The sequence below is a fragment of the Pseudophaeobacter sp. genome (assembly GCF_048267565.1).
GTDB lineage: Bacteria > Pseudomonadota > Alphaproteobacteria > Rhodobacterales > Rhodobacteraceae > Pseudophaeobacter > Pseudophaeobacter profundi.
Genome location: NZ_JBLWXG010000001.1, coordinates 892,784 through 916,178, shown reverse-complemented (window position 1 = coordinate 916,178; position 23,395 = coordinate 892,784). Strand labels below are relative to the sequence as shown.

Below are 23,395 nucleotides of genomic sequence, written 5' to 3'. Positions count from 1 at the left end.
ATCTTTTGCCAGGGTAGGGCCGTGTTTTGCCAGGGTAGGGCCGGGCGTCCGGATTTGCGGCTTGAAACTGCAAAGATGACGCGCAAAGCTGGTATCCAAGCGGGCAGGATCTGCCCGACCGGAGGATAGATGACCCAGACTAGTGACAGCCCGCCCGTCTCTGCCGACGTTTCCCCCTTGGCAGCCAGTGCGGCGCAAACCGCGCTGGCGTGGCACCGCGCCGGTCGGGGGGCGGCCCTGGCCACCGTGGTGCAGACCTGGGGATCGGCCCCGCGTCGGGTGGGGGCACAGCTGGTCGTCAGCGGTGATGGCCAGATCGAGGGCTCTGTTTCTGGCGGCTGTGTTGAAGGTGCCGTGGTGCTGGAAGCGCAAGAGGCGCTGGCGGATGGCAAGCACCGGGTGCTGGAATATGGCGTCAGCGATGGCGATGCCTTTGCCGTTGGGCTGGCCTGTGGTGGCACCATTCGCATTCTGGTTGAACCTGTGGGTGGTTCCTTGCCCGTCGCCCTGCTGGCGGATCTGGTAGCGGCGCAGACGGCGCGCGACCAGGTGGCCTATGAGGTGAACCTGACCACGGGGATTGGCGCGGTGCTGCGCGATGCCTACCCCGAGCGGATGCGACTGGACCGCTCCGGGGTCGAAGACGACGGAGAAACCTTTGTGGCAGTGCACAACCCGCCGCTGCGGCTGGTCGTGGTGGGGGCGGTGCATATTGCCCAGGCACTGGTGCCGATGGCGGTGCTGGCGGGCTATGATCCGGTGGTGATTGATCCCCGCGCGGCCTTTGCCACGCCTGCGCGTTTTCCCGGTGTGACCCTGCTGGAGGATTGGCCGGATGAGGCGGTTGCCAAGCTGGGGCTGGATGCGCGCACCGCGCTGGTCTTGCTGACCCATGACCCCAAACTGGATGATCCCGCGTTGGTGGCGGGGCTGCGGCAGCGCTGTTTTTACATTGGCGCGCTGGGGTCCAAACGCACCCAAGCCAGCCGGGTGGAGCGAATGCAGGCCGCAGGCTTTGCAGCGCAGGACATCACCCGCATTCATGGTCCCATCGGCTTGGATATCGGTGCGGCAGGCCCGGCCGAGATCGCCCTGGCTATCCTGGCTGAAATGACAGCCGTATTGCGTGGTAAGGCCAAATGAAGTTCGGTGCCGTCCCTGTCGCAAAGGCCGAAGGCGCGATCCTGGCGCATTCGATGCAGGCGGGCCAGCCCCCCTATGAAAACGCGCTGCGCTACCGGATTGCCAAGGGAACCCGTCTTACGGCGCAGCATCTGGCGGATCTGGCGGCTGCGGGTCATGCGCAGATCACGGTTGCCCGGCTGGAAGCAGGCGATCTGCACGAAGATGCGGCTGCCCTGGCGCTGGCGCAGGCCCTGGTGCCGGATGCGGCGGGCCTGGGTCTTCGCATCTCTGGCGCTGGTGCGGGCCGGGTGAACCTTTATGCCTTGGCTGCCGGTCTTGTCAGGCTGAACCCAGCAGCACTTGAGGCGGTGAATGCGGTTGATCCGATGATCACCATCGCCACGGTGCCGGATTATCACCGGGTTGATGCGGATGGTATGATTGCCACCATCAAGATCATTTCCTATGGGGTCGGGGCCGAGACGGTGAAGCAGGCCGGAGCAGGCGCGGCGGGCGCGCTGCGTGTTTTGCCGCCGGTCTTTACCTCGGCTAGCCTTATCGAGACAAGCGTCAGCCAAGAAATTCCTTCGGACAAAGGGCGGCGCTCTATGGCGGGACGATTGCAACGCATGGGGCTGGAACTTTCGGATCGGGTGGTGGTGCCGCACCAGGAGATGGAGCTGGCGGCGGCTTTGGCGGCGGCACCAGGAGAGGTCTTGTTAATCCTCACAGGGTCTGCGACCTCGGATCCAATGGATGTGGCGCCAGAGGCACTGCGCCGGGCCGGCGGCAGCGTGACCCGCTTTGGCATGCCTGTGGATCCTGGGAACCTGCTGTTTATCGGGGCATTGCAGGGTAAGCCGGTGATTGGCCTTCCGGGCTGCGCGCGCTCGCCGGCGCTGAATGGCGCGGATTGGGTGCTGGAGCGGGTTCTATGTGGCTGCCGGGTGGGTAGTGCCGATATTGCCGCGATGGGTGTCGGCGGCCTGCTAAAGGAGATCCCCACCCGGCCCATGCCGCGTAGTTTGGACTAAGGTTGAATTAAGAGGTGGGTGTTACCTTTTGATTTAACTGAATTTACGACGAATTCAGCCGCCGTTTCTCTGGGCTGGTCTTGGGGTGGCGCGGGCTGGATGCTGCGCGCAGTACCGCAGAAAGCGAAGGCAAAAGCTTGCCAAGCGGCAAGATTGTTTGTGATGGCGCGCTTAAAAGGGGTTCGCGGAGACGCAATCCCGTGCTTAACTTCCCTTAGCCAACAAAAGTAGCAAAAATGGGAGGAATACATGACCAAGGTCTCAATGACCGTGAACGGCAAGCCTGCGCAAGCCGAGGCGGAGGGCCGCACCTTGCTCTCCTCGTTCCTGCGCGAAGAACTGGGCCTGACCGGCACGCATGTCGGCTGTGATACCAGCCAATGCGGGGCCTGTGTGGTCCATGTGAATGGTATTGCGGTCAAATCCTGCACCATGCTGGCCATTGAGGCCGAAGGCGCAGAAGTGGCAACCATCGAAGGCCAGGCCGCTGCGGATGGGACGCTCAATATCATTCAGCAGGCTTTCCAGGATCATCACGGGCTGCAATGTGGGTTCTGTACGCCCGGCATGGTGATGTCGACGGCGGCGCTGCTGCAAGAAAATCCCAAACCCAGCGAGCAAGAGATCCGCGAGTATCTTGAAGGCAATATCTGCCGTTGCACCGGGTACCATAATATCGTCAAGGCGATCATGGCTGCCTCCGGTCAGGATGTATCCGCCATCGCTGCGGAATAAGCCGCCCCCTCCTGGGCCCCATTGGGAGGTGTGGCCCTGGTAGATATCAAGACGCAAAGATCAAACTGCATAACCAAGAGGTGCGCCATTGGATGCACCCTCCAGGGAGGAGATTTGAATATGCCAAAAGATAGTGACCAAATTGACAGCGGCATTGGCGCCAGCCCGAAACGGCGCGAAGATGTCCGGTTCCTGACCGGGACGGGCAATTACACAGATGATATCAACCTGAACGGCCAAGCCTATGTGTATTTCCTGCGCTCGGATGTGGCGCATGGCCGGATCGTTTCCATTGACACCAGCGATGCCGCCGCGATGCCAGGAGTGGTGCAGATTTTTACCGGTGCCGATTTTGAATCCGTGGGCGGTATTCCCTGCGGCTGGCAAATCACCGATAAACATGGCGAAGTCATGCAGGAGCCAGCCCATCCGGTTCTGGCCCAGGGCAAGGTGCGCTATGTCGGGGATGCTATTGCCGCCGTTGTCGCCGACAGTCTTGAGCAGGCCCGCGACGCCGCCGAAGCGATCATGCTGGATATCGAGGAACTGCCCGCCGTCATCGACATGAAGGCCGCCCTCAAGGAGGGCGCCACCAAGGTGCATGACGACCTGACCTCGAACCTCTGCTATGACTGGGGTTTTGTTGAAGAAAACAAGCCCGCAGTGGAAGAGGCCTTTGCCAAGGCCGCGCATGTGACGACGCTGGAGCTGGTCAACAACCGGCTGATTGCCAACCCGATGGAGCCGCGCGTGGCGCTGGGGGATTTCAATCGCGCCACTGGCGACAGCACGCTTTATACCACCTCGCAGAACCCGCATGTGATCCGGCTGTTGATGGGGGCCTTTGTTCTGGGCATCCCAGAGCACAAGCTGCGTGTCATTGCGCCCGATGTGGGGGGGGGGTTTGGTACCAAGATCTTTCACTACGCCGAAGAGGCCTTTTGTACCTTTGCCGCCAAGGCGCTGAACCGGGCGGTGAAATGGACCTCTTCGCGGTCTGAGGCCTTTATTTCGGATGCGCATGGGCGCGATCATGTGACCACCATTCAACTGGCGCTGGACAGCGACAACAACTTTACCGCGCTGCGCACGGATACCCATGCCAATATGGGGGCCTATCTGTCGACCTTTGCGCCGTCGGTTCCCACCTGGCTGCATGGCACCCTGATGGCCGGCAATTACAAGACGCCGCTGATCTATGTGAACGTCAAGGCGGTCTTTACCAATACGGTGCCGGTGGATGCCTATCGCGGCGCGGGCCGCCCTGAGGCGACATTTCAGCTGGAGCGCGTCATCGACAAGGCTGCGCGCGAACTGGGTGTTGATCCGATTGCCCTGCGGCGGCAGAACTTTATCACCGAATTCCCCTATGCCACGCCGGTGGCGGTGGAATATGACACCGGCGATTACAACGCCACCATGGACAAGCTGGAAGAGATTGCCGATCTTTCCGGCTTTGCTGCGCGTCGCGCCAAAAGCGAGGCCCGCGGCCGGGTGCGTGGCCTAGGCGTGAACTGCTATATCGAAGCCTGCGGCATTGCCCCAAGCAACCTTGTCGGGCAGCTGGGCGCGCGGGCTGGCCTGTATGAAAGCGCAACCGTGCGGGTCAATGCCACTGGTGGTCTGGTGGTGATGACCGGGTCTCACAGTCATGGCCAGGGGCATGAGACATCCTTCCCGCAGGTGATTGCCGAGATGATCGGCATTGATGAAAGCATGGTGGAAATTGTGCATGGCGACACCGCCAACACCCCGATGGGCATGGGGACCTATGGGTCCCGCTCGCTGGCGGTTGGTGGCTCTGCCATGGTGCGGGCCACTGAAAAGATCATCGCCAAGGCCAAGAAGATCGCCGCGCATATCCTAGAGGCCTCGGATGCGGATATCGAGCTGAAAGACGGTCAGTTTTCGGTTGCGGGCACGGATAAATCCCTTGCCTGGGGGGATGTGACCCTGGCGGCCTATGTGCCGCACAACTATCCACTGGAAGATATCGAGCCGGGGCTGGAAGAAACCGCCTTTTATGATCCTGCGAATTTTACCTATCCGTCGGGGGCCTATGCCTGCGAGGTAGAGCTGGATCCGGAGACCGGTAAGGTGAGCATTGAACGCTTTGCGGCGGCGGATGATTTTGGCAATATCGTGAACCCGATGATCGTGGATGGTCAAGTTCACGGTGGTATTGGCCAGGGCATTGGTCAGGCGCTGCTGGAGGCGGCGGTCTATAATGAGGACGGGCAGCTGCTATCGGCGTCATACATGGACTATGCCATGCCACGGGCGGATGACCTGCCGTTCTATCAGGTCGATCATTCCTGTCAGACGCCCTGCACTCATAACCCCCTGGGGGTAAAGGGCTGCGGCGAGGCGGGGGCCATTGGCTCGCCGCCGGCGGTGGTCAATGCGGTGGTCGATGCGCTGCAATCGATGGGCAAGGATGTCACCCATATCGACATGCCGTTGAGCCCTGCGCGGGTCTGGGCGGCGATGAATGGCTGAGTGCGGGGTAGCAGCTTGATGGGCGAGGGGCTCTGCCCCTCGCGCTCCCCGAGGTATTTTGGGAAAGATGAAAGGGCCGGGCGAGCCGGTTCTGGGAAGGAAATGCGAAATGTATAATTTCGAGGTCGAAAAACCCACCAGTATTGCGGATGCAGTGGCGGCGCTGGGTGCAGAGGAGGCGCAGGCGCTGGGCGGCGGTCAAACTCTGATCCCGACGCTAAAACAGCGATTGGCCAGCCCCTCCAAGCTGGTTTTATTGAGTGGTATCGCCGAGATGCAGGGGGTCAGACTGGAGGCTGGCACTGTCTGCATTGGCGGAGCAACGCCGCATGGGGTGGTGGCGTCTGAGGCGGCCGCGGCCTATCCGGCGCTGGCTGCTTTGGCGGGCAAGATCGGCGATCCTGCGGTGCGCAACCGCGGCACCATCGGCGGCTCACTTGCCAATAACGATCCGGCGGCCTGCTATCCGGCTGCTGCTTTGGCCAGTGGGGCGGTGATTGTCACCAATGCGCGCGAGATTGCGGCGGATGACTTTTTTGATGGGCTTTTCACCACAGTACTGGAGGAGGGCGAGATCGTCACCGAGGTGCGCCTGCCGGTGCCGGAAGTGGCCAACTATCAGAAGTTTGTGCAGCCTGCGTCGCGTTTTGCGCTGGTGGGGGTCTTTGTCGCCAAATTCGCCGGTGCTGTGCGGGTTGCGGTGACGGGGGCATCTGAGGAGGGGGTATTTCGCTGGAGCGAGGCTGAGGCGGCGCTGAGCCGCAATTTCAGCACCGATGCGCTGGAGGGGCTGTCAGTCGCACCTGAGGGTATGATGGCGGATATTCATGGCTCCAAGGCCTACCGCGCCCATTTGATTGCGGTTTTGACCAAACGCGCGGTTGCCGCTGCTGCCTAGAGCGTGTCATCAAGAATAGAGTGGGGCCTGGGCGGGGAAATCCTGTCTAGGCCCGTATTAGGGGTGGCCATGAAAAAAACGCCCCAGCCCGGATGGGGTGGAGCGTTTCCAGCCAAACGAGGTTTGGTGCTATTTCTGTGGAAGCGGGCCGATCATCATGACCATTTGGCGGCCTTCCATCTTGGGCATGTTTTCAACCTTGCCCAGGTCTTTCACATCTTCGGCGACGCGTTCCAGCAACTGGCGGCCCAGGTTCTGGTGCGCCATTTCACGGCCGCGGAACCGCAGGGTGATTTTCACCTTGTCGCCCGCTTCCAGGAATTTGTAGACGTTACGCATTTTGACTTCGTAGTCATTGGTGTCGGTATTGGGCCGAAATTTGACCTCTTTGACTTCAATGATCTTTTGTTTTTTGCGGGCTTCGCTTTCGCGTTTCTGCTGTTCATATTTGAACTTGCCGAAATCCATGATCTTACAGACTGGAGGCGTTGCATTTGGCGAAATTTCAACCAGATCAAGACCGGCCTCATGTGCCATGTCCATAGCCTTGGCAGGGTGCACGACCCCGACATTTTCGCCATCAGCGCCAATCAGGCGAATCTCAGAGGCGCGAATTTTTTCGTTCGTGCGCGGGCCGGTGTCACGTTGCGGCGGCGCATTATGAGGTCTGCGGGCTATGGCTTTGATCCTTTGATTGTTGCCGAATTTCGAGCTCGAAACCTAAACCTAACCCGGCAAGGTTTCAAGCCGCAACGAGAGCAAGCGGGGTGGAATTCCTGCTGGATTGTCGCTTTTGCCGGTCGCAAATCTGGTTTCGGGGCGATTGGTCGGGGCTTGGACCCGGATTGACCCCGGATTGGCAATGTCAAAGCGATTTTTTGTCCATTGCGCAACTGGCTGAAACGCGCCCGTTCCGGGGTGAGTCTGTCGGCGGGCATTGGCTGATGAGGTGGCGCGCGGGTTATTCCCCCTTGTGATGGTCGGCACAAACGCGCACCTGCCAGCCATCAAGTCTGCGTGGAATGCAGTATAATAGAAGGAGACGGGTCATGAAGCCTATTTTTGTTATTTTGGGTTTGGGTGTGGTTGCTGCAGGGGGCTATTTCTACGTCCAGAGCCAACAGCCGGAAACCGTGGTCAAGGGCGTGGTCGAGATGGCCCCAGAAGCCGTCGTCGAGGAAGAGAACACCGCAGAGCCATCGACAGAGGAACGCGTTGAGGAGGTGACCACCGCAGTGGAAGAGGCCGTCGAGACAGCCAACGAGGCGGCAAGCGAAGCCGCTGATGCTGTCGCCGAAGAGGTTGGTGAGGTCGCGAGCGAGGCCGGCGTAGCGGCCAATGAAGCGGTGAGCGCCGCCGTCGAAGGTGGCGAGAATGCTGCAGGAGCGGTTGCAGGGGCTGCCACAGAGGCAGGCGAGGTTGCGGCCGAGGTGGTAGAGGGTGCAACTGACGCGGTAAGCGACGCGGCAAATGCCACCGCCGAGGCGGTTTCGCAGGCGGTGACAGCTGCCGGTGAGGGCGCCAGCGCCACGACCGAAGGTATGGCGCAGTATCTGAGCCTGGACGGGTTCGACCATGAGAAGGTGATGGCGATGATCGAAGAGTCCGATCTGGATGCCGCCACGAAATCGGTGCTGAGCAGCGCTGTTACCCAGGCCAAGGACAGCCCAGAGCTGCTGGCAGGGGTGCTGAGCCAAATCAAGACTGCACTGGGGCTCTGAGAGCGGCCCTGTTCCGATCTGGCCAGCCTATCTTGCTGGTCGGATTGGTCCCGTTCTATCAGGCCTGACTGGTTTGACTGGCCTGCCTGTTACAGTCGGACATAAAAAAGGGCAGCCTCATTTTCGAGGCTGCCCTTTTTGCATGGGGCGCGTTCTGCTTTGGCCGATGCCAGGGGGTATTCCCGAGGGTATGGCCTGCAGGGGATCCTGGTGTGGAGATCAGTCCAGAAAGGCTTTCTCGACGACATATTGCGCAGGTTTGGAATTGGCACCTTCTTCCAGCCCGGCTGCTTCCAGCATGGCTTTGAGTTCCAGGTTGAAGGCCAGGTTGCCGCAGATCATTGCCCGGTCGTTATCGGGGCACAGCGGGGTGACGCCAAGATCCTTATAGGCCTCGCCAGAGTTGATCAGATCGGTGATACGGCCCATCTTCGGGCTCTCTTCGCGGGTGGTTGTGGGGTAGTATTTGATCTTTTTCCAGAAGCCTTCACCGATCACCTCATTGAGCAGCTCGTCGTCCTTCAGCCCCTCGATCAGCTCGGCGCCATAGGTCAGCTCACCGGCGGTGCGGCAGGTGTGGGTGATGATGATCTCGTCGTAGTCTTCATAGGTTTGGGGTTCGCGCAGCAGCGAGGCAAAGGGCGCAAAGCCGGTGCCGGTGGCAAAAAACCAGATCCGCTTGCCGGGGATCAGCGCGTCATGCACCAGAGTGCCAACGGGTTTTGGGCGCAGGATGATTTCATCGCCGGGCTGAATATGCTGCAGTCGTGAGGTCAGGGGGCCGTCTTCGACCTTGATGGAATAGAACTCCATTTCTTCGTCCCAGCTGGGCGAAGCAATGGAATAGGCACGCAGCAGCGGCTTTACCTTGCCGGTTTTGGGGTCGGGGTCGTTCATCAGCCCGATCATCACAAACTCGCCCGAGCGAAAACGCAAAGAGGCGGGCCGGGTCACCCGGAAGGAAAACAGCTTGTCTGTCCAATGCTTGACCTCTGTTACAGTCTGGGCATCGGGCAGGGCAGGGGCGGCCTTTACAGGCGCGGGCGCGGGCTGGGTCGCAGAATCTGTCACAGGTGTAATCTCATTCATCGGTTGCTCTGCCAGTGGTATCACCGGCACCTCTGATTAATCTTTGATGTAGGTCAGGGGAAGCCCCGGAATGTAGCAAACCCGCAGCGTCAGTTCCACTGGGCTTGCACATTGGGGCCGTCCTGTCGGATCTGGTGGCGCTGGCTTTAGCTGGCAGCAGAGCTGCCACGCAGGCGGGCCTGATAATTATGGGCGTTCCACTTGGCGCGGGCAAGCCATTGATCCTGGGGTTGCCGGGCGGCAAGCTCATCGCTGATTTCCACCTCGTCGAACCCACAGCGGCGCGCCATGGCATATTGATCCGCCAGCACGTGTCCATGGGCACGCAGACGCCCGCCATAGCCCATGAGGCGCAGCTGTCGCGCCAGGGTAAAGCCCCGGCCATCGGCAAAGCTGGGGAAATCAATGCGGATGATTTCCACCCCTTGGGTCACATTCACCAGTGCCGAGGGATCCGCATCAGAGGTCAGATCAAGTGCGTTTTCGCCTTCAAAGCCCTTGGTCCAGGTTTCGGGGCCAAAGCCTGCGTCAGTCACGATTACAGTCATATCATTCATGCTCCTGTGCGGATGAATTGGCCATTCACAATGTGGATGCCGCATTCTTCCTTGGTCTGGTCGCGCCAGCGTCCGGCGCGGGGATCTTCGCCTGCTGCAACGGGCGAGGTGCAGGGCGCGCAGCCGATCGACGGATAGCCCTTGGCCACCAGCGGGTGACGCGGCAGGCGGTTTTCGTCCATATAGGCGCGCACATCCTGCGGTGCCCAATGGGCCAGCGGGTTGATCTTGATGCGCCCGGTTGATCCGGTTTCGGTGGTTTCCACCTCGAAGAAATCAAGCGCAGCGCGGCTGCCGGCCTGAAAGCGTTTGCGCCCGGTGATCCAGCCGTCGAACCCGTCCAACGCCGCCTGTAGCGGCGCGGTCTTGCGCAGGGCGCAGCAGGCATCGGTGTCAGAGAAGCGCAGCGCGCCATAGGGGTCCTTGGCTGCGATATCCGCTGCCTTGACGATCTGCACATTCCGCAGCCCCAGACGTTCGCTCACCTCTTGCTGGTAGACCAGCGTTTCGGTGAACAACAGTTCGGTATCGACAAACAGCACCGGCACCATCGGGTCGATGACGGCGGCCATGTGCAAAAGCACAACCGATTCCGCGCCAAAGCTAGAGACCAGCGCGATATGGCCGGCATCCTGCAGCGCGCCCTGCATCACCGCCGTGGCCGAATGATGCCGGTAGCGGGCATTCAGCCCTGCCACCTTGTCAATCAGCGCGCTCTGTGTCGCAGCGGGTTTGTCTGGCTCAAAGCTGTCGGGTTCTAGGTTCACCATGGGGCTATGCCACCTTTTTCTGGGCCTCAGGATAGAGCGCGGTCTTGAAGGGCTCCATGCCGAGACGACGATAGGTTTCCAGGAAGGTTTCCTCTGCGTCGCTGCGCAGGGTGAGATAGGCCTCGATCAGCCGTTCCACCGCAGGCACGATTTCATCATAGGCAAAGCCCGGTCCGGTGCGTTTGCCGATTGCGGCGGTTTCAGTGGCGTCGCCGCCCAGGGTGATCTGGTAGTTTTCCACCCCGGCGCGATCCAGCCCAAGAATGCCGATATGGGCCACGTGGTGGTGGCCACAGGCATTGATGCAACCGGAAATCTTGATCTGAAGATGGCCGATGTCGTGCTCCAGCTTCAGATCGTCAAAGCGGCTGGCGATTTCCTGTGCCACCGGGATCGACCGCGCTGTTGCCAGGGCGCAGTAGTCCATGCCGGGGCAAGCGATAATGTCGGAAATCAGGCCGATATTGGCAGTTGCCAGCCCCTGTTCTTTCAGACGCGCGTGTAGCGCAGGCAGGTCGGATTTATGCACATGTGGCAGGATAACGTTCTGCTGGTGGCTGATGCGCAGCTCGTCATAGCCCAACTCTTCGGCAAGATCGGCCATGGTGCGCATCTGCTCGGCGCTGGCATCGCCCGGGGTGGCGCCATGTGCTTTGATCGAGACGGTGACGATGGCATGGGCGCTGTCGCGATGTTCGGCCAGGTTGGTATCAGCCCAGGCCCGGAACACCGGGTCGGCGTCATAGGCAGCCTGATAGGCATCGGTGCTGCCAGTGCGCAGGGCGGGCGGGGTGAAATGGGTCTTGATCTCGGCCAGAAGCGCCTGATCAGTGCCATCAAATTCGCGCTGACGCTCGGTAAAGCGGGCCTCGACCAGATCGCGGATCTTTTCGATGCCGTTTTCCTGCACGGTGATCTTGATGCGGGCCTTGTACTTGTTGTCGCGCCGTCCCAGCACGTTGTAGACGCTTAGCACGGCCTCGAGGTAAGGCAGCAGATCGGCCTGGGGCAGGAAGTCGCGAATGACCTTGCCGACCATAGGCGTACGGCCCAGGCCACCTCCGACAATGACTTCAAAGCCGATTTCGCCATTCTGTTCCACCATGCGCAGACCGACGTCATGCGCCTTGACCACGGCGCGGTCATTGGGGCTGCCGGTGATGCCAATCTTGAATTTGCGCCCCAGGAACTGGAATTCTGGGTGATCTGTCGACCACTGCCGGATCAGCTCTGCATAGGGGCGCGGGTCTGTCAGCTCATCCGCGGCCGCGCCGGCAAAGTGGTCGGCGGTGGTGTTGCGGATGGTGTTGCCAGAGGTCTGGATTGCGTGCAGGCCAACCTCCCCCAGGGCATCCAGCATATCGGGGATGTCGTTCAGCTTGGGCCAGTTGTACTGGATGTTCTGGCGGGTGGTGAAGTGGCCATAGCCCTTGTCCCACTTTTCGGCCAGCAGCGCCAAGGCGCGCATCTGGGCGGAATTGAGCGTGCCATAGGGGATCGCCACCCGCAGCATATAGGCGTGCAGCTGCAGGTAAACACCGTTCATCAGCCGCAGTGGTTTGAACTCATCCTCGGTGAGAGAGCCGTCAATGCGGCGTTCGACCTGGGCACGGAACTGGGCGTTGCGCTCTGCCAGAAAGGCGGCGTCAAAGGCGTTGTACTTATACATGGGCTTCGGCCTCCTGTTTGCCGTGGCTGTAGTTGGATGGGCCTTTGCGGCGGAAATCTTCGCGGAAATGCACCGGTTCTGGACCGTTGGGGCCGGCCTTGGCATCGGCCAGATAGGCGCCAACGATACGGATGTTCTGTTTTTCCGCCTCCAGCAGGCGCAGCTGCGCCTCGGCTTCGTCTTCGATCAGTTCGGCCTGGGCCAGATCACGGGTCCAGCTGTTGTCTGCCATGAAGTAGATGACATCGCCTTCCAGCAGATCGTTGGCGGTGATGACTTTGGGGGTGAAGGGGCGGGCCATTATGCAAGCTCCATGTTCAATGCGGTGAGGGCAGCCGCGCTGTGGCGCGGGGCAAGCCCCAGAAAGGTGAGGGCGGGGCCGTCAAAACCCGCAGCAGCAAGATCCGTTGGCAGGCGATCCAGTGTGGTTTCCAGCACCCGCTGATTGCGGCGTGAGGCATTTTCGACCAGGGTCACCGGCGTTGCCCGGCTGGCGCCGTGCATGATCAGGCGGCCCTGCACAAAGCGGGCGGATTTCTTGCCCATGTAGATCGCGGCAACCTCGCCGGGGCGGGCCAGAGCGGCCCAGTCCTGATCGGCGAAGCCGCGCATGTCATGCCCGGTGAGAAAGCGCACCGAAGAATTGCGCCCGCGCTGGGTCAGGCTCTGACCTATGCCAGCCACCGCTGCGGATGCGGCGGTGATGCCGGGCATGATCTGATAGGCGATGCCAGCCTCTTCACAGGCGGTCAGTTCCTCATCCAGGCGACCAAAGACGGTTGGGTCACCGGATTTCAGGCGCAGCACCTTTTTGCCGGCCTGGGCATGGGCCACCATCCGGGCGCAGATCTCTTGTTGGCTCATGGAAGGGCCGAAGCCCTCTTTGCCGACGTCTTCCAACTGGGACTGCGCCCCGGCGAGCGCGAGAATCTCGGCGCTGACCAGGCGATCATACAGGACCACATCGGCCTCTTGCAGCGCCTTGGCGACCTTTAGCGTCAACAGGTCCGGATCGCCCGGGCCAGAGCCTGCAAAGGCCACATCGCCGCTGACAAGGCAGCACATACCGCTGCGGCTGGGCGCGGGGACTGTGGTGTTCTGTGTCATGGGACCGGTCATGGCGGCGGCTTTCTGTTGTTTGACTTGCTGTTAGATATAGGAAATATTCCCGCCATTGCGCTATATGTAGAACCAAATAAGGTTGTTTGTTCTATCTGCCGCCATACCCGGATAGAATGGTCCTGAAACAGGGGGAATTTGAGAATGACAGTGCGGATCGATGCGACGGACCGGAAAATTCTGGCAGAGCTCCAGCGGGATGCGGGGCAATCCTTGGATGAAATCGCCCGTCAGGTGGGCAGTTCCAAGACGCCAGTGTGGAATCGGATCCGAAAACTGCGCGAGGCCGGGGTCATTGGCCAGCAGACCGTGGTGCTTGATGCTGAGGCTCTGGGTTTTGAGGCCTGTTTCTTTGTGCTGATCCGTACCTCGGAGCATGAGGCCGAGTGGCAGCAGTCGTTTCTGAAGGCGCTGCACGACCGCCCCGAAGTGCAAGAGGCGCATCGGCTGGCCGGGGATATCGATTATATCCTGAAGGTGCGGGTGCAGAACGCGCGGGCTTATGACAAGTTTTACCAGGCGCTGATTTCAGAGGTGCGGGTGCATAATGTTACCGCGCTCTTGTCGATGGAAGAGATCAAATCCACCACCATGCTGCCGTTGGAGGGCTGAGGCATATCGCAAAAGGCGTAGGACAAAGGAGCGCTACCGCGCGCCTTGATCTGACAGATGAGGCGTGACGGCAGATCGTAGGTGGGGCTCCGGGGGCTAGGTTTGTGCAACAGACCTGCTGAGAAGCGCTTTGGCGGCAGGTCTGCCCCAAAGACGCCTGAACAAGTCTGACTGGGTTTGGCGCGTAAAGGACAAGCCCTGCGATGCAGGGGGGCCTTTGGCCCTCCTTGACCCGCAGGTCAGCCTGTGACCTGCAGCCCTGTCAGCCCGTGGAAATGGTAGCTGTTGCTATAGCGTGGTGCGGCGGCGAGTTTCAGTTGCGGGCAGCGCTCAAACAGGATCGGCAGGGCGACCTGCATTTCCAGTCGTGCCAGCGGCGCGCCAACGCAGAAATGCAGACCGCCACCAAAGGCCGCATTGGTGCGGGCCGGGCGGGTTGGATCAAAACGCTCCGGTTCGTCTTCGGCGGCAGGGTCGCGATTGGCCGCAGCCAGCAGCAGGGCGACCTGATCGCCAGGCTGGAATGTATGGCCCATGACCTCGATCTCTTCGTAGGCGTAGCGGGTGAACATATGCAGCGGCGGATCAAAGCGCAGGATTTCTTCGACGAGGTTTTCGATGCCTTCCGGTGCCAGCCAAGCGGGATCCCAGCCCTGTTGCAGTAGCGTTTTCACCCCATTGCCCAAGGCGTGTACCGTGGCCTCGTGCCCAGCGTTCAGCAAGAGAATGCAGGTGCCGATCAACTCATCCGTGCTGAGGCTGTCGCCTTCTTCTTCGGCCAGGATCAGGCGGGTGATCAGATCATCCTGCGGATCGGAGCGGCGTTTGTCGATGTAGCCTGAAAGGAAATCGCTAAAGTCCTGCGCCGCCGTGGCGGCGGCCAGTTCATCGGCATGAGTCTTGCTGGCCTGATACATGGTGACCATCGCATGGGACCAGTCCAAGAGTTGCGGTGCCATTTCGCAGGGCACACCAAGTAGACGGCAGATGGTGATGACCGGAACCTGGGTGCAATAGGCTGGAAGCAGATCAAAGGGTTCGGCGGGAAAGGCATCAATCAAGCTGTGGCACAGCGCCGTAAGATCGGCTTGCTGCGCCTTGATCTCGCGCGAGGTGAAGGCCCGCATCACCAGTCGGCGCAGGCGGGTATGGCGGGGGGGCTCTGCCTCTAGCATCGAATGAGCTTCGACCGCGAGAAAGGGCGCAAGATGCGCTGGAGTTGCAGTGGCAATACCTGGTGGTACTTCGCGGCCAAATCTGCGATCGCGCAGGATGGCATGCACTGCGGCGCGGCGAAAGGCGGCTGGCATGTCATAGTCCTGCCAGTAGCACAAACCGCCAAGGCTGCGGCAGTTTTGGTAAAAGCGATAGGGGTCTTGCACAAAGGCGGGGTCGGTCGGGGACTGGATGACTGTTTGCATGGGCTGACTTTGCCGCGATGACTGGCCTTTGCAAGCCCAGTCTTGTTAGACTGGGAAAAAACACAAGCGCAAGAAAGCTGGTACAGGAATGCACAGATGGGCAGTGTTGCTGGGGTTCGCTCTGGCGGTAATCGCAATTGGTGGGGCAACATGGGTCTACGGCTACCGGCAAGCGTTGGATTCCCTGGCCGAGCGCAGCGTTGCTGATCTGGCGCTGGCCTCTGATCGCGTCAGTACACAATTGCAGATATATCAAGAGCTTGCGGTATTGATGGCGGATCATCCTGCGCTTGAACAGTTGGATGGCCCTGCGCGGCGCGGCGCGGCGCAGCACCTGCTACGCGGGGTGGCAGATAAGACTGCGGCTTTGGATGTGCTTTATGCTGATGCCGATGGTCGGGTGCTTGCCTCTGCCGCAGGTGTGCTTGGCGAAGACATCGCGGCTGAGGGCTATTTCCGCCGCGCCTTGCAGGGGGCGTTGGGCACCGGGGCGGCCGTATTGGCGGACAATGGCCAGCGCGCCTATTTTTACGCCGCGCCGAATTTCTCGCCTGATGGCGGTATTTCTGGGGTGCTGGTGGTCGTGGCTGATGTCGAAGATGTCGAACAGACCTGGCGTGGTTCTTTGCCGACTGTCTTTTTCACCAAGGCAACAGGCGAGGTCTTTATTTCCAACCGGCCAGAGTTGCTGTTTTGGCAACAGACCGGGTCTGCTTGGGGTGCGGCAGGTACGGGGGAAACTGGTGGCGTGCTGCGCGACGGCAGCTCTTTGTCCTATAGGGTATCCAGGACTGGTGAACATGAAATCTGGCACCTGTCTGAACGACCCTATCTGCCCCGGCGCGCGCTGCATTTAACGGTGGTTTTGCCGGTGATTGGCTTGACCGGGCAAATCCTGGTTGATGTTGCGTCGGCCTGGCGGCTGGCGACACTACAGGCTTTGGCCTTGGCGGCGCTGTGCCTGGCCTTTGGCACCTTCCTCTTTCTGGCACTGGAACGTCGTCGCACCCTGGCCGAGGCCAATGCGGTACTGGAAAGCCGGGTCGAGACCCGCACCCGTGCCCTGCAGGCGACCAACAGCCAGTTGCGCCGCGAAGTGAGCGAGCGCGAGGATGCCGAGGCGGCCCTGAAGAAGGCGCAAGAGGAACTGGTGCAGGCGGGCAAGCTGTCGGCCCTGGGGCAGATGTCTGCCGGGATCAGCCACGAGCTGAACCAGCCCTTGATGGCGATCCAGCAATATGCCGAAAACGGCGATGCCTTTTTGCGGCGCGGTCAGGTGGATCGGGTCGGTGAAAACCTGACGCGGATTGCTGGAATGTCGGCGCGCATGGCCCGCATCATCAAAAACCTGCGGGCCTTTTCGCGCAATGAGAACGAGCCCATGGCGCGGGTGGATCTGGTGCAGGTGATCAATACCGCAGTAGAGCTGACCGCCTCGCGTCTGGAGACGGATGAGGTGGCGCTGAGCTGGCAGCCGCCTGACGGCAGTGAGCCGATCTATGTCTGGGGCGGAGAAGTCCGGCTTACTCAGGTTTTTGTTAATCTTATCAATAATTCAGCTGATGCCATGCTGGATCAGAAGACGCGGTCCATCGGCATCACCCTAGAGGCTGGCGATCGGCTCTCGGTGGCGGTGCGCGACATTGGTCCTGGCATCAAGGAGCCAGAGAAGATGTTTGATCCGTTCTACTCTACCAAGGTGGTCAGCAGTTCTGAAGGCATGGGGCTGGGGCTGTCGATTTCCTACGGGTTGGTGCAGAGTTTTGGTGGCAATATTCATGGCAAGAACATGGAACGCGGCGCGGTCTTTACCGTAGAGTTGGAGCGCTGGAATGACGGTGGCGCGACATGACAACCCGCAAGGTTCTTGTGGTAGATGATGATGCGGCGCTGCGCGAAGCTCTGGCGCAGACACTTGAGCTCAACGACCTGGTGCCCATCACGGCAGGCTCTTTTGTGGCGGCCAAGGATCTGATTACCGCTGAATTTGACGGGGTGGTCCTGTCGGATATCCGCATGCCGGGGCGGGATGGGTTCTACCTGCTTGACTATGTGCGCAGCGCTGATGAGGACCTGCCGGTGATCCTGCTGACTGGCGAGGGGGATATTCCCATGGCAGTCCAGGCGATGTCGCAGGGGGCCTTTGGGTTTCTGGAAAAGCCCTGCGTGACGGCGGATCTGCTTGCCGCGCTGCAGCGGGCGCTCAAGACCCGCCGTCTGGTGTTGGAAAACCGCAGTTTCAAGCAGAAGCTGGAAGAGGGCGACCCGGCGGCGCGCATGTTATTTGGGACCTCGCCGCAGTCGGATGCCTTGCGCGCGCGGGTGCGCAGTGTGGCGCCAACCCTGGCCGAAGTCCTGGTGTCCGGTCCGGCGGGCAGCGGCGTTCCCAAGGTGGCAGAGGTCATTCACCTGATGTCGCCGCGTGCCCAGGCGCCCTTTGTCAAATCCCCCTCTGCCGGGCTTAGCGTCGCGGATCTGGCTGAACTTTGTCAGCAGGCGGCAGGTGGCTCGCTGTTTTTGGATGAAATCTCGGCACTGTCCGAGGCGCTGCAATATGCTGTGTTGGAGCGGATCGAACAGGGGGATGGGCCGCGTCTTATTGTCGGCAGTACCGCCGATCTGGCTGCTCTGGTGGCGGCGGGCAGCTTTGGTGCCGATCTGTATTACCGCCTTGAAGGGATGCGGGTGCGCATTCCTTCGCTGGCGGAACGCCCCGGTGACATCCCTGTTCTGTTCCGTCTTTATGTGGCCCAGGCTGCTGAACAGGCGGGAATAGAGTCGCCGGAAATCAGCCAAGAGCATCTCGCCGGGCTGATGGCGCAGGATTGGCCGGGCAATGCGCGATCCTTGATGTCGGCGGCCATGCGCTTTGTGCTGGGCATGCCAGATGAGGTGAGCGCGGCAACCGATCTTGGCCTGGCGGAACAGATGGCCCAGGTGGAACGCTCTTTGTTGATTGCCGCCCTGGGACGACAGAATGGCCGGGCCGCCGCCGCAGCCGAGGCGTTGAAACTGCCGCGTAAAACCTTTTATGATAAGTTGGCCCGCTACGGTATCCGGCCGGAAGACTACCGGCGGCCCTAACGGCTGTTGCTGGCCTAGCGGCCCTGTGCAGTGCGATCAGGCGGGGGTATCTGTTCGGCGATTCCTTGCGCATAGGCGGCTGCCAAATTGTCGAACTCTGTGCGGATTTTCGCACAACACCCCGGAAACCCTGTGCGAAATTTCGCACAACACTCCAGCTGTGGGATATCTTGGGGGAGTTGATGTCGATGTAAGTCACTACGGAAGAATGCATAAATTTGAAATCCGCCCAAATTTGAAACAAATCTTGAGTGGCCCCGCACAACTGGCAATTCTATGGCGGAGGCCCCGCCGCAGGTGGGGACATCACCAATTCTGGGAGGATTGAAATGAAATATGTAACTGCTGCTGCCACCGCGATGGCGCTGACCGTATCCGCTGGTGCCGCACAGGCGGCCTGTGACGAAGGTGAGATCGTCGTCAAGTTCAGCCATGTCACTAACACGGATAAGCACCCCAAGGGGATTGCGGCGTCGTTGCTGGAACAGCGGATCAACGACGAGATGAATGGCACCATGTGCCTGGAGGTCTACCCCAACTCGACCCTGTACAATGACAACAAGGTGCTGGAAGCCATGTTGCAGGGCGATGTGCAGCTGGCCGCGCCTTCGCTGTCCAAGTTTGAAAAGTTCACCAAAGAATTCCGTCTGTTTGATCTGCCGTTCATGTTCAAGAACATCGACGCGGTTGATGAATTCCAGGCCTCGGAAAACGGGCAGGCCCTGCTGGATAGCATGCAGCGTCGCGGCCTGCAGGGGCTGGCCTATTGGCACAACGGCATGAAGCAGATGTCCGCCAACAAGCCGCTGGTGGCACCTACGGATGCCAATGGCCTGAAATTCCGGGTGCAGTCTTCGGATGTTCTGGTCGCCCAGATGGAAGCCATCGGCGGCAGCCCGCAGAAAATGGCCTTCTCTGAGGTGTACGGCGCGTTGCAACAGGGTGTTGTGGACGGACAGGAAAACACTTGGTCCAACATCTATGGCAAGAAGTTCTTTGAAGTGCAGGACGGGGTGACGGAAACCAACCACGGTATCATCGACTATCTGGTGGTGACCAATGTGGATTGGCTGGAAAGCCTGGAGCCTGCCGTGCGGGAACAGTTCCTAACTATTCTTGGTGAAGTTACCGCAACCCGCAACGCGGAATCGGCGCAGGTGAACCAAGAGGCCAAAGAGGCCATTATCGCCGCCGGTGGTGTCGTGCGCAGCCTGGATGCCGACCAGCGTCAGGCCTGGGTCGAAACCATGATGCCGGTCTGGCAGCAGTTCGCGGGCGACGTTGGCCAGGACAAGATCGACGCGGCACAGGCGATCAACGCCAATCACTGATTGGATCTGAAACAGGCGCCCGTCTCTTTGTGAGCGGGCGCCTCCGGGGCGCCGATCCAGATGATCTGGGCGCCCCGGAGTTCAGGCTGGGTATGGATCCGCAGTCTGCGTTTACTCTTTTCTCAAAATCATCGGGGTGACCAATATGTCGGGGGCAAGAACCGGCCCGTCTGGGTTTATCAACACCCTGGAAGAAACGCTGATTGCGCTGCTTCTAGGGCTGATGACCGCCATTACATTTTCCAATGTGATCGCGCGTTTCGTCTTTAATTCCAATATTCTGTGGGCTCTGGAGGTGACGGTATTCCTTTTTGCCTGGTTGGTGCTTCTGGGCGCGGCCTATGCCGTGAAGACCCACGCACATCTGGGCGTGGATGCCATCGTCAATATTCTAAACCCAGGCGCGCGCAGGGTCGTGGGGCTGATTGCTTCTGGCTGCTGTCTGGTGTTTTCGCTGTTGCTGCTCAAGGGGGCCTATGACTACTGGGCAGTTTTTGCTGATCTGCCGCCGACCTCGGGACGGTGGTTCCCTACCGGGTTTGATTTCAGCGCGCGCTCGCAGAGTTTTTATGAGGTGCAGGATGTACCGATGGTCGGGGTCTTCCGTTTTCTGGAAGAGCTGATCAACTACGGCGATTCCTATGAGAAGCTGCCAAAGGCGGTGCCCTATGTGGTGCTGCCGCTGTCGATGCTGTTGCTTGTCTTGCGGTTTGCTCAGGCGGCGCGGCAGGTGTGGCGCGGTGAGGCAGACCGGCTGGTTGCCAGCCATGAGGTCGAAGATGAGCTGGACGAAGCCCGGGCCCGCGCGACCGAGGGAGAAATTTAATGGACGTGATTTTCCTGTTTGCCATGGTCATTGGCCTGATGCTGATCGGTGTGCCGATTGCGATCTCGCTGGGGCTTAGCTCTGTTCTGTTTCTGCTGATCTATTCGGACAGTTCGCTGGCAAGCGTCGCCGGCACCCTGTTTGAAGCCTTTGAGGGACATTTCACCCTTCTGGCCATTCCGTTTTTCATCCTGGCTTCAACCTTTATGTCCACTGGCGGCGTGGCGCAGCGGATCATTCGGTTTTCGATCGCCTGTGTTGGCCACTTTCAGGGGGGGCTGGCCATTGCGGGCGTCTTTGCCTGTATGATGTTTGCCGCCCTGTCGGGATCCTCGCCTGCAACCGTTGTGGCCATTGGCTCTATCGTTATCGCAGCCATGCGCCAGGCCGGGTATACCAAGGAATTCGCCGCTGGGGTCATCTGTAATGCCGGCACGTTGGGCATTTTGATCCCGCCGTCGATCGTCATGGTGGTCTATGCGGCCTCGGTTGATGTTTCGGTTGGTCGGATGTTCCTGGCGGGGATCATTCCGGGGCTTTTGGCTGGTTTGATGCTGATGGTGACGATCTATGTGATCGCCCGGATCAAGAATATGCCCAAGGGGCAGTGGGCCGGTTGGGGCGAGGTTGGTGCCTCTTTCCGCGAGGCCTTCTGGGGCCTGTTCCTGATCGTGATCATCATGGTCGGTATCTATGGCTATCCCTGGTATTCGGCGGAACTGGGGCTGTACAAGGAAGCGGCCATCTTTACGCCCACCGAGGCGGCGGCTGTGGCCTCTGTCTATGCGTTCTTTGTGGCCTGCTTTGTCTATCGCGACATGGGACCATTGGCAGAAACCGAAGGACGCAAGCGGCGTTCTGTGTTGCAGGCACCGACGGCATTGCTATCGGTTTGGGTGCACCGAGACACCAAAAAAGCGCTGTTTGATGCGGGCAAGCTGACCGTGACGCTGATGTTCGTGATCGCCAATGCGCTGATCCTGAAGCATGTTCTGACGGATGAGCAGGTGCCACAGCATATCGCCAACGCGATGCTGTCGGCCGGTTTCGGCCCGGTGATGTTCCTGGTGGTGGTCAATGTGATCCTGCTGATCGGTGGCCAGTTCATGGAGCCGTCGGGGCTGTTGGTGATCGTGGCGCCACTGGTGTTTCCGATTGCAATCGAGTTGGGCATTGACCCGATCCACCTCGGCATCATCATGGTGGTCAATATGGAGATCGGCATGATCACCCCGCCGGTTGGGCTCAACCTCTTTGTGACCTCCGGGGTTGCGGGCATGCCGATGATGGCGGTGGTGCGGGCGGCTTTGCCCTTCCTTGCCGTGCTCTTCGTGTTCCTGATTATGGTGACCTATATTCCATGGCTCAGCACGATGATCCCCAATGCGCTGATGGGGCCTGAGATCATAACCAACTAGCCCGCCTGGGAGCGATCCCTGAGGATGCGATAAATAGGAAACGCCCCGGTTTTACCGGGGCGTTTTGTCATTGCGGGATAGATATGTCAGCTAGGGGCGCTGCCCCTCTTGGCCTCTGGCCAATTCACCCCGAGGTTTTTTCGGTAAGATGAAGCCGTTCTGACGAGGCACCAGGATGCGCGGGGGTCAGCTGGCGTCGAGGGCGGAAATGATCGGGATAAATTCCTCTGCCGTGAGGCTGGCACCGCCGACCAGAGCACCGTCAACATTGGAGACGGCAAAGATTTGCGCGGCATTGCCGGGCTTGACCGAGCCACCGTAGAGCAGCCGGGTGGACTCTGCCATTTCAGCGCCGAAGCGGGTGGTGAGCTCTGCGCGGATGAAGTTATGCACCTTGGCGATCTGCGCCAGGCTTGGCACCTTGCCGGTACCAATGGACCAGACAGGTTCATAGGCAAGGACCGTGTTTTCACCGGTGGCCCCATCAGGCAGAGAGGCCTTGAGTTGGGCCGCCACGACATTCAATGTATCGCCTGCTTCGCGCTCTGTCAGGGTTTCGCCGACGCAGATCACGGTCATGAGGCCAGCCTCCCAAGCGGCGCAGACCTTGGCGCCCACTTCTTCGCTGCTTTCTGCATGGTCGGCGCGGCGTTCCGAATGGCCCAGGATCACCGCGCTGGCGCCGGCGTCCTTGAGCATCTCTGCCGAAATGTCCCCGGTATGCGCGCCAGCGGTTGCGGCGTGGCAGTTTTGGCCACCAATTGCAATTGAGCTGTCTTTAACCACATCTGCGGCGCGCGACAGCAGGGTGGCGGCTGGGCAGATCAGTATCTCGGCGCGTGCTGCACCCTGTGCCGCTGCCAGGGCCTGAAGCTCGGCCAAAGCCGCGCCTGTTCCGTTCATTTTCCAGTTGCCCACTGCCATTTTTTGCCGCATGTGCCGTTCCTTTTATGGTTTCTGGCCACGTGGTAACATCCGCAGCTGTGCGGGGCAATCAGACAAAAGGGGCAGGCCGCCGCTGGCCGCGCTTGTCATATATCAAGCAAAGCGGTGGTCAGAGGTTCGGCACATCCTTGAAACTGATGGATTCGCCACAGCCGCAAGCCTCTGAGACATTGGGGTTGTTGAATTTGAAGCCGCTTTCCAGCAGCGAGATCTCATAGTCGATTTCAGTGCCAAAGAGAAACATCTGTGCCATGGGGGCAATCAGCACCCGAGCGCCATCCTGTTCGACCACCTCGTCGTTGCTGTCGGGGTCATCGACATATTCCATGGTGTATTCCATCCCGGCACAGCCGCCCTTTTTGACGCCAATGCGCAGGCCTGCATGGCCACCACTGGCCATCAGCTTGCTGATCTGGGCCGCAGCCTTTGGGGTGATTGTCACAGCCTGTTTGCCAGGAATGCCGAACATGAGTGTCTCCAATACGCGCGTTACACCCTATCTAGGGCGGCTGGGGCGCAGGCTCAAGAGGGGGGCGTGAAAT

22 protein-coding genes are annotated in these 23,395 nt (G+C 60.1%); 12 read left to right on the top strand and 10 right to left on the bottom strand.

Annotated features, from left to right (window positions below; genetic code table 11):
- The first annotated feature begins 129 nt into the window (after positions 1-129).
- From ACN0VH_RS04325 to ACN0VH_RS04305, 5 genes are all read left to right on the top strand, one after another.
- On the top strand, positions 130-1,143 hold the full coding sequence (locus ACN0VH_RS04325) for an XdhC family protein (protein ID WP_417699638.1): 1,014 nt from the start codon (positions 130-132) through the stop codon (positions 1,141-1,143).
- Complete coding sequence (locus ACN0VH_RS04320; protein ID WP_417699637.1) at positions 1,140-2,159, top strand: molybdopterin-binding protein; 1,020 nt, start codon at positions 1,140-1,142, stop codon at positions 2,157-2,159. The genes ACN0VH_RS04325 and ACN0VH_RS04320 overlap by 4 nt, the downstream gene beginning before the upstream one ends.
- Positions 2,160-2,408: 249 nt before the next feature.
- Positions 2,409-2,894 carry a (2Fe-2S)-binding protein gene (locus ACN0VH_RS04315; protein WP_278920914.1) on the top strand — a complete coding sequence of 162 codons (486 nt, stop codon included), beginning with the start codon at positions 2,409-2,411 and terminating at the stop codon, positions 2,892-2,894.
- 120 nt (positions 2,895-3,014) lie between these two features.
- Positions 3,015-5,393: a xanthine dehydrogenase family protein molybdopterin-binding subunit gene (locus ACN0VH_RS04310; RefSeq protein WP_417699635.1), complete on the top strand. Its 2,379-nt coding sequence runs from the start codon at positions 3,015-3,017 to the stop codon at positions 5,391-5,393.
- A 109-nt stretch (positions 5,394-5,502) separates the two neighbouring features.
- Positions 5,503-6,291, top strand: coding sequence for an FAD binding domain-containing protein (locus tag ACN0VH_RS04305; protein ID WP_417699633.1), 789 nt, complete (start codon positions 5,503-5,505; stop codon positions 6,289-6,291).
- A gap of 129 nt (positions 6,292-6,420) precedes the next feature.
- Here ACN0VH_RS04305 and infC read toward each other — a convergent pair whose 3' ends face one another.
- Positions 6,421-6,882: a translation initiation factor IF-3 gene (infC, locus tag ACN0VH_RS04300; protein WP_278921435.1), complete on the bottom strand. Its 462-nt coding sequence runs from the start codon at positions 6,880-6,882 to the stop codon at positions 6,421-6,423.
- 458 nt (positions 6,883-7,340) lie between these two features.
- Between infC and ACN0VH_RS04295 the strand changes: the two genes are divergently transcribed.
- Positions 7,341-8,012 carry a hypothetical protein gene (locus ACN0VH_RS04295; protein ID WP_417699632.1) on the top strand — a complete coding sequence of 224 codons (672 nt, stop codon included), beginning with the start codon at positions 7,341-7,343 and terminating at the stop codon, positions 8,010-8,012.
- Between the two features lie 219 nt (positions 8,013-8,231).
- On the opposite strand, the gene ACN0VH_RS04290 is transcribed toward ACN0VH_RS04295, so the two are convergent.
- From ACN0VH_RS04290 to cobA, 6 genes are all read right to left on the bottom strand, one after another.
- Entirely contained in the window at positions 8,232-9,101 is an 870-nt protein-coding gene (locus ACN0VH_RS04290) for a ferredoxin--NADP reductase (protein WP_417699630.1), read from the bottom strand.
- A gap of 146 nt (positions 9,102-9,247) precedes the next feature.
- Complete coding sequence (locus ACN0VH_RS04285) at positions 9,248-9,649, bottom strand: DUF934 domain-containing protein (RefSeq protein ID WP_278920909.1); 402 nt, start codon at positions 9,647-9,649, stop codon at positions 9,248-9,250.
- Between the two features lie 5 nt (positions 9,650-9,654).
- Positions 9,655-10,428: a phosphoadenylyl-sulfate reductase gene (locus ACN0VH_RS04280; RefSeq protein ID WP_417699628.1), complete on the bottom strand. Its 774-nt coding sequence runs from the start codon at positions 10,426-10,428 to the stop codon at positions 9,655-9,657.
- 4 nt (positions 10,429-10,432) lie between these two features.
- The gene (locus tag ACN0VH_RS04275; RefSeq protein WP_417699627.1) at positions 10,433-12,097 is read right to left on the bottom strand and encodes a nitrite/sulfite reductase; all 1,665 of its coding nucleotides are present in this window, start codon (positions 12,095-12,097) and stop codon (positions 10,433-10,435) included.
- Positions 12,090-12,398 carry a DUF2849 domain-containing protein gene (locus tag ACN0VH_RS04270; protein ID WP_278920906.1) on the bottom strand — a complete coding sequence of 103 codons (309 nt, stop codon included), beginning with the start codon at positions 12,396-12,398 and terminating at the stop codon, positions 12,090-12,092. Before ACN0VH_RS04270 ends, ACN0VH_RS04275 begins: the two co-directional genes overlap by 8 nt.
- Positions 12,398-13,204 (bottom strand): uroporphyrinogen-III C-methyltransferase, encoded by an 807-nt coding sequence (gene cobA, locus ACN0VH_RS04265; RefSeq protein ID WP_278920905.1) that lies wholly within the window; start codon positions 13,202-13,204, stop codon positions 12,398-12,400. Before cobA ends, ACN0VH_RS04270 begins: the two co-directional genes overlap by 1 nt.
- A gap of 156 nt (positions 13,205-13,360) precedes the next feature.
- Between cobA and ACN0VH_RS04260 the strand changes: the two genes are divergently transcribed.
- Complete coding sequence (locus ACN0VH_RS04260; RefSeq protein WP_232400602.1) at positions 13,361-13,828, top strand: Lrp/AsnC family transcriptional regulator; 468 nt, start codon at positions 13,361-13,363, stop codon at positions 13,826-13,828.
- Between the two features lie 239 nt (positions 13,829-14,067).
- On the opposite strand, the gene ACN0VH_RS04255 is transcribed toward ACN0VH_RS04260, so the two are convergent.
- Entirely contained in the window at positions 14,068-15,249 is a 1,182-nt protein-coding gene (locus ACN0VH_RS04255; RefSeq protein WP_417699625.1) for a cytochrome P450, read from the bottom strand.
- An 88-nt stretch (positions 15,250-15,337) separates the two neighbouring features.
- Here ACN0VH_RS04255 and ACN0VH_RS04250 point away from each other — a divergent pair, with 88 nt between their 5' ends.
- The 5 genes from ACN0VH_RS04250 to ACN0VH_RS04230 all read left to right on the top strand — a co-directional run bounded on the left by ACN0VH_RS04250 (position 15,338) and on the right by ACN0VH_RS04230 (position 21,908).
- Positions 15,338-17,101, top strand: a complete 1,764-nt coding sequence (locus ACN0VH_RS04250) for an ATP-binding protein (protein WP_417699623.1) — start codon at positions 15,338-15,340, stop codon at positions 17,099-17,101.
- Positions 17,098-18,333 (top strand): sigma-54-dependent transcriptional regulator, encoded by a 1,236-nt coding sequence (locus ACN0VH_RS04245; RefSeq protein ID WP_417699621.1) that lies wholly within the window; start codon positions 17,098-17,100, stop codon positions 18,331-18,333. The genes ACN0VH_RS04250 and ACN0VH_RS04245 overlap by 4 nt, the downstream gene beginning before the upstream one ends.
- Before the next feature lie 329 nt (positions 18,334-18,662).
- Positions 18,663-19,664 carry a DctP family TRAP transporter solute-binding subunit gene (locus ACN0VH_RS04240; RefSeq protein WP_278920901.1) on the top strand — a complete coding sequence of 334 codons (1,002 nt, stop codon included), beginning with the start codon at positions 18,663-18,665 and terminating at the stop codon, positions 19,662-19,664.
- Between the two features lie 145 nt (positions 19,665-19,809).
- Positions 19,810-20,490, top strand: coding sequence for a TRAP transporter small permease (locus ACN0VH_RS04235; protein WP_278920900.1), 681 nt, complete (start codon positions 19,810-19,812; stop codon positions 20,488-20,490).
- A complete protein-coding gene (locus ACN0VH_RS04230) occupies positions 20,490-21,908 on the top strand; it encodes a TRAP transporter large permease (RefSeq protein WP_278920899.1) in 1,419 nt (472 codons plus the stop codon). The genes ACN0VH_RS04235 and ACN0VH_RS04230 overlap by 1 nt, the downstream gene beginning before the upstream one ends.
- A gap of 186 nt (positions 21,909-22,094) precedes the next feature.
- Here the strand turns inward: ACN0VH_RS04230 and tpiA are convergent, their stop codons facing one another.
- Positions 22,095-22,844 carry a triose-phosphate isomerase gene (gene tpiA / locus ACN0VH_RS04225; protein ID WP_417699618.1) on the bottom strand — a complete coding sequence of 250 codons (750 nt, stop codon included), beginning with the start codon at positions 22,842-22,844 and terminating at the stop codon, positions 22,095-22,097.
- A 118-nt stretch (positions 22,845-22,962) separates the two neighbouring features.
- The gene (locus tag ACN0VH_RS04220; RefSeq protein ID WP_278920897.1) at positions 22,963-23,322 is read right to left on the bottom strand and encodes a HesB/IscA family protein; all 360 of its coding nucleotides are present in this window, start codon (positions 23,320-23,322) and stop codon (positions 22,963-22,965) included.
- Between the last annotated feature and the right edge of the window lie 73 nt (positions 23,323-23,395).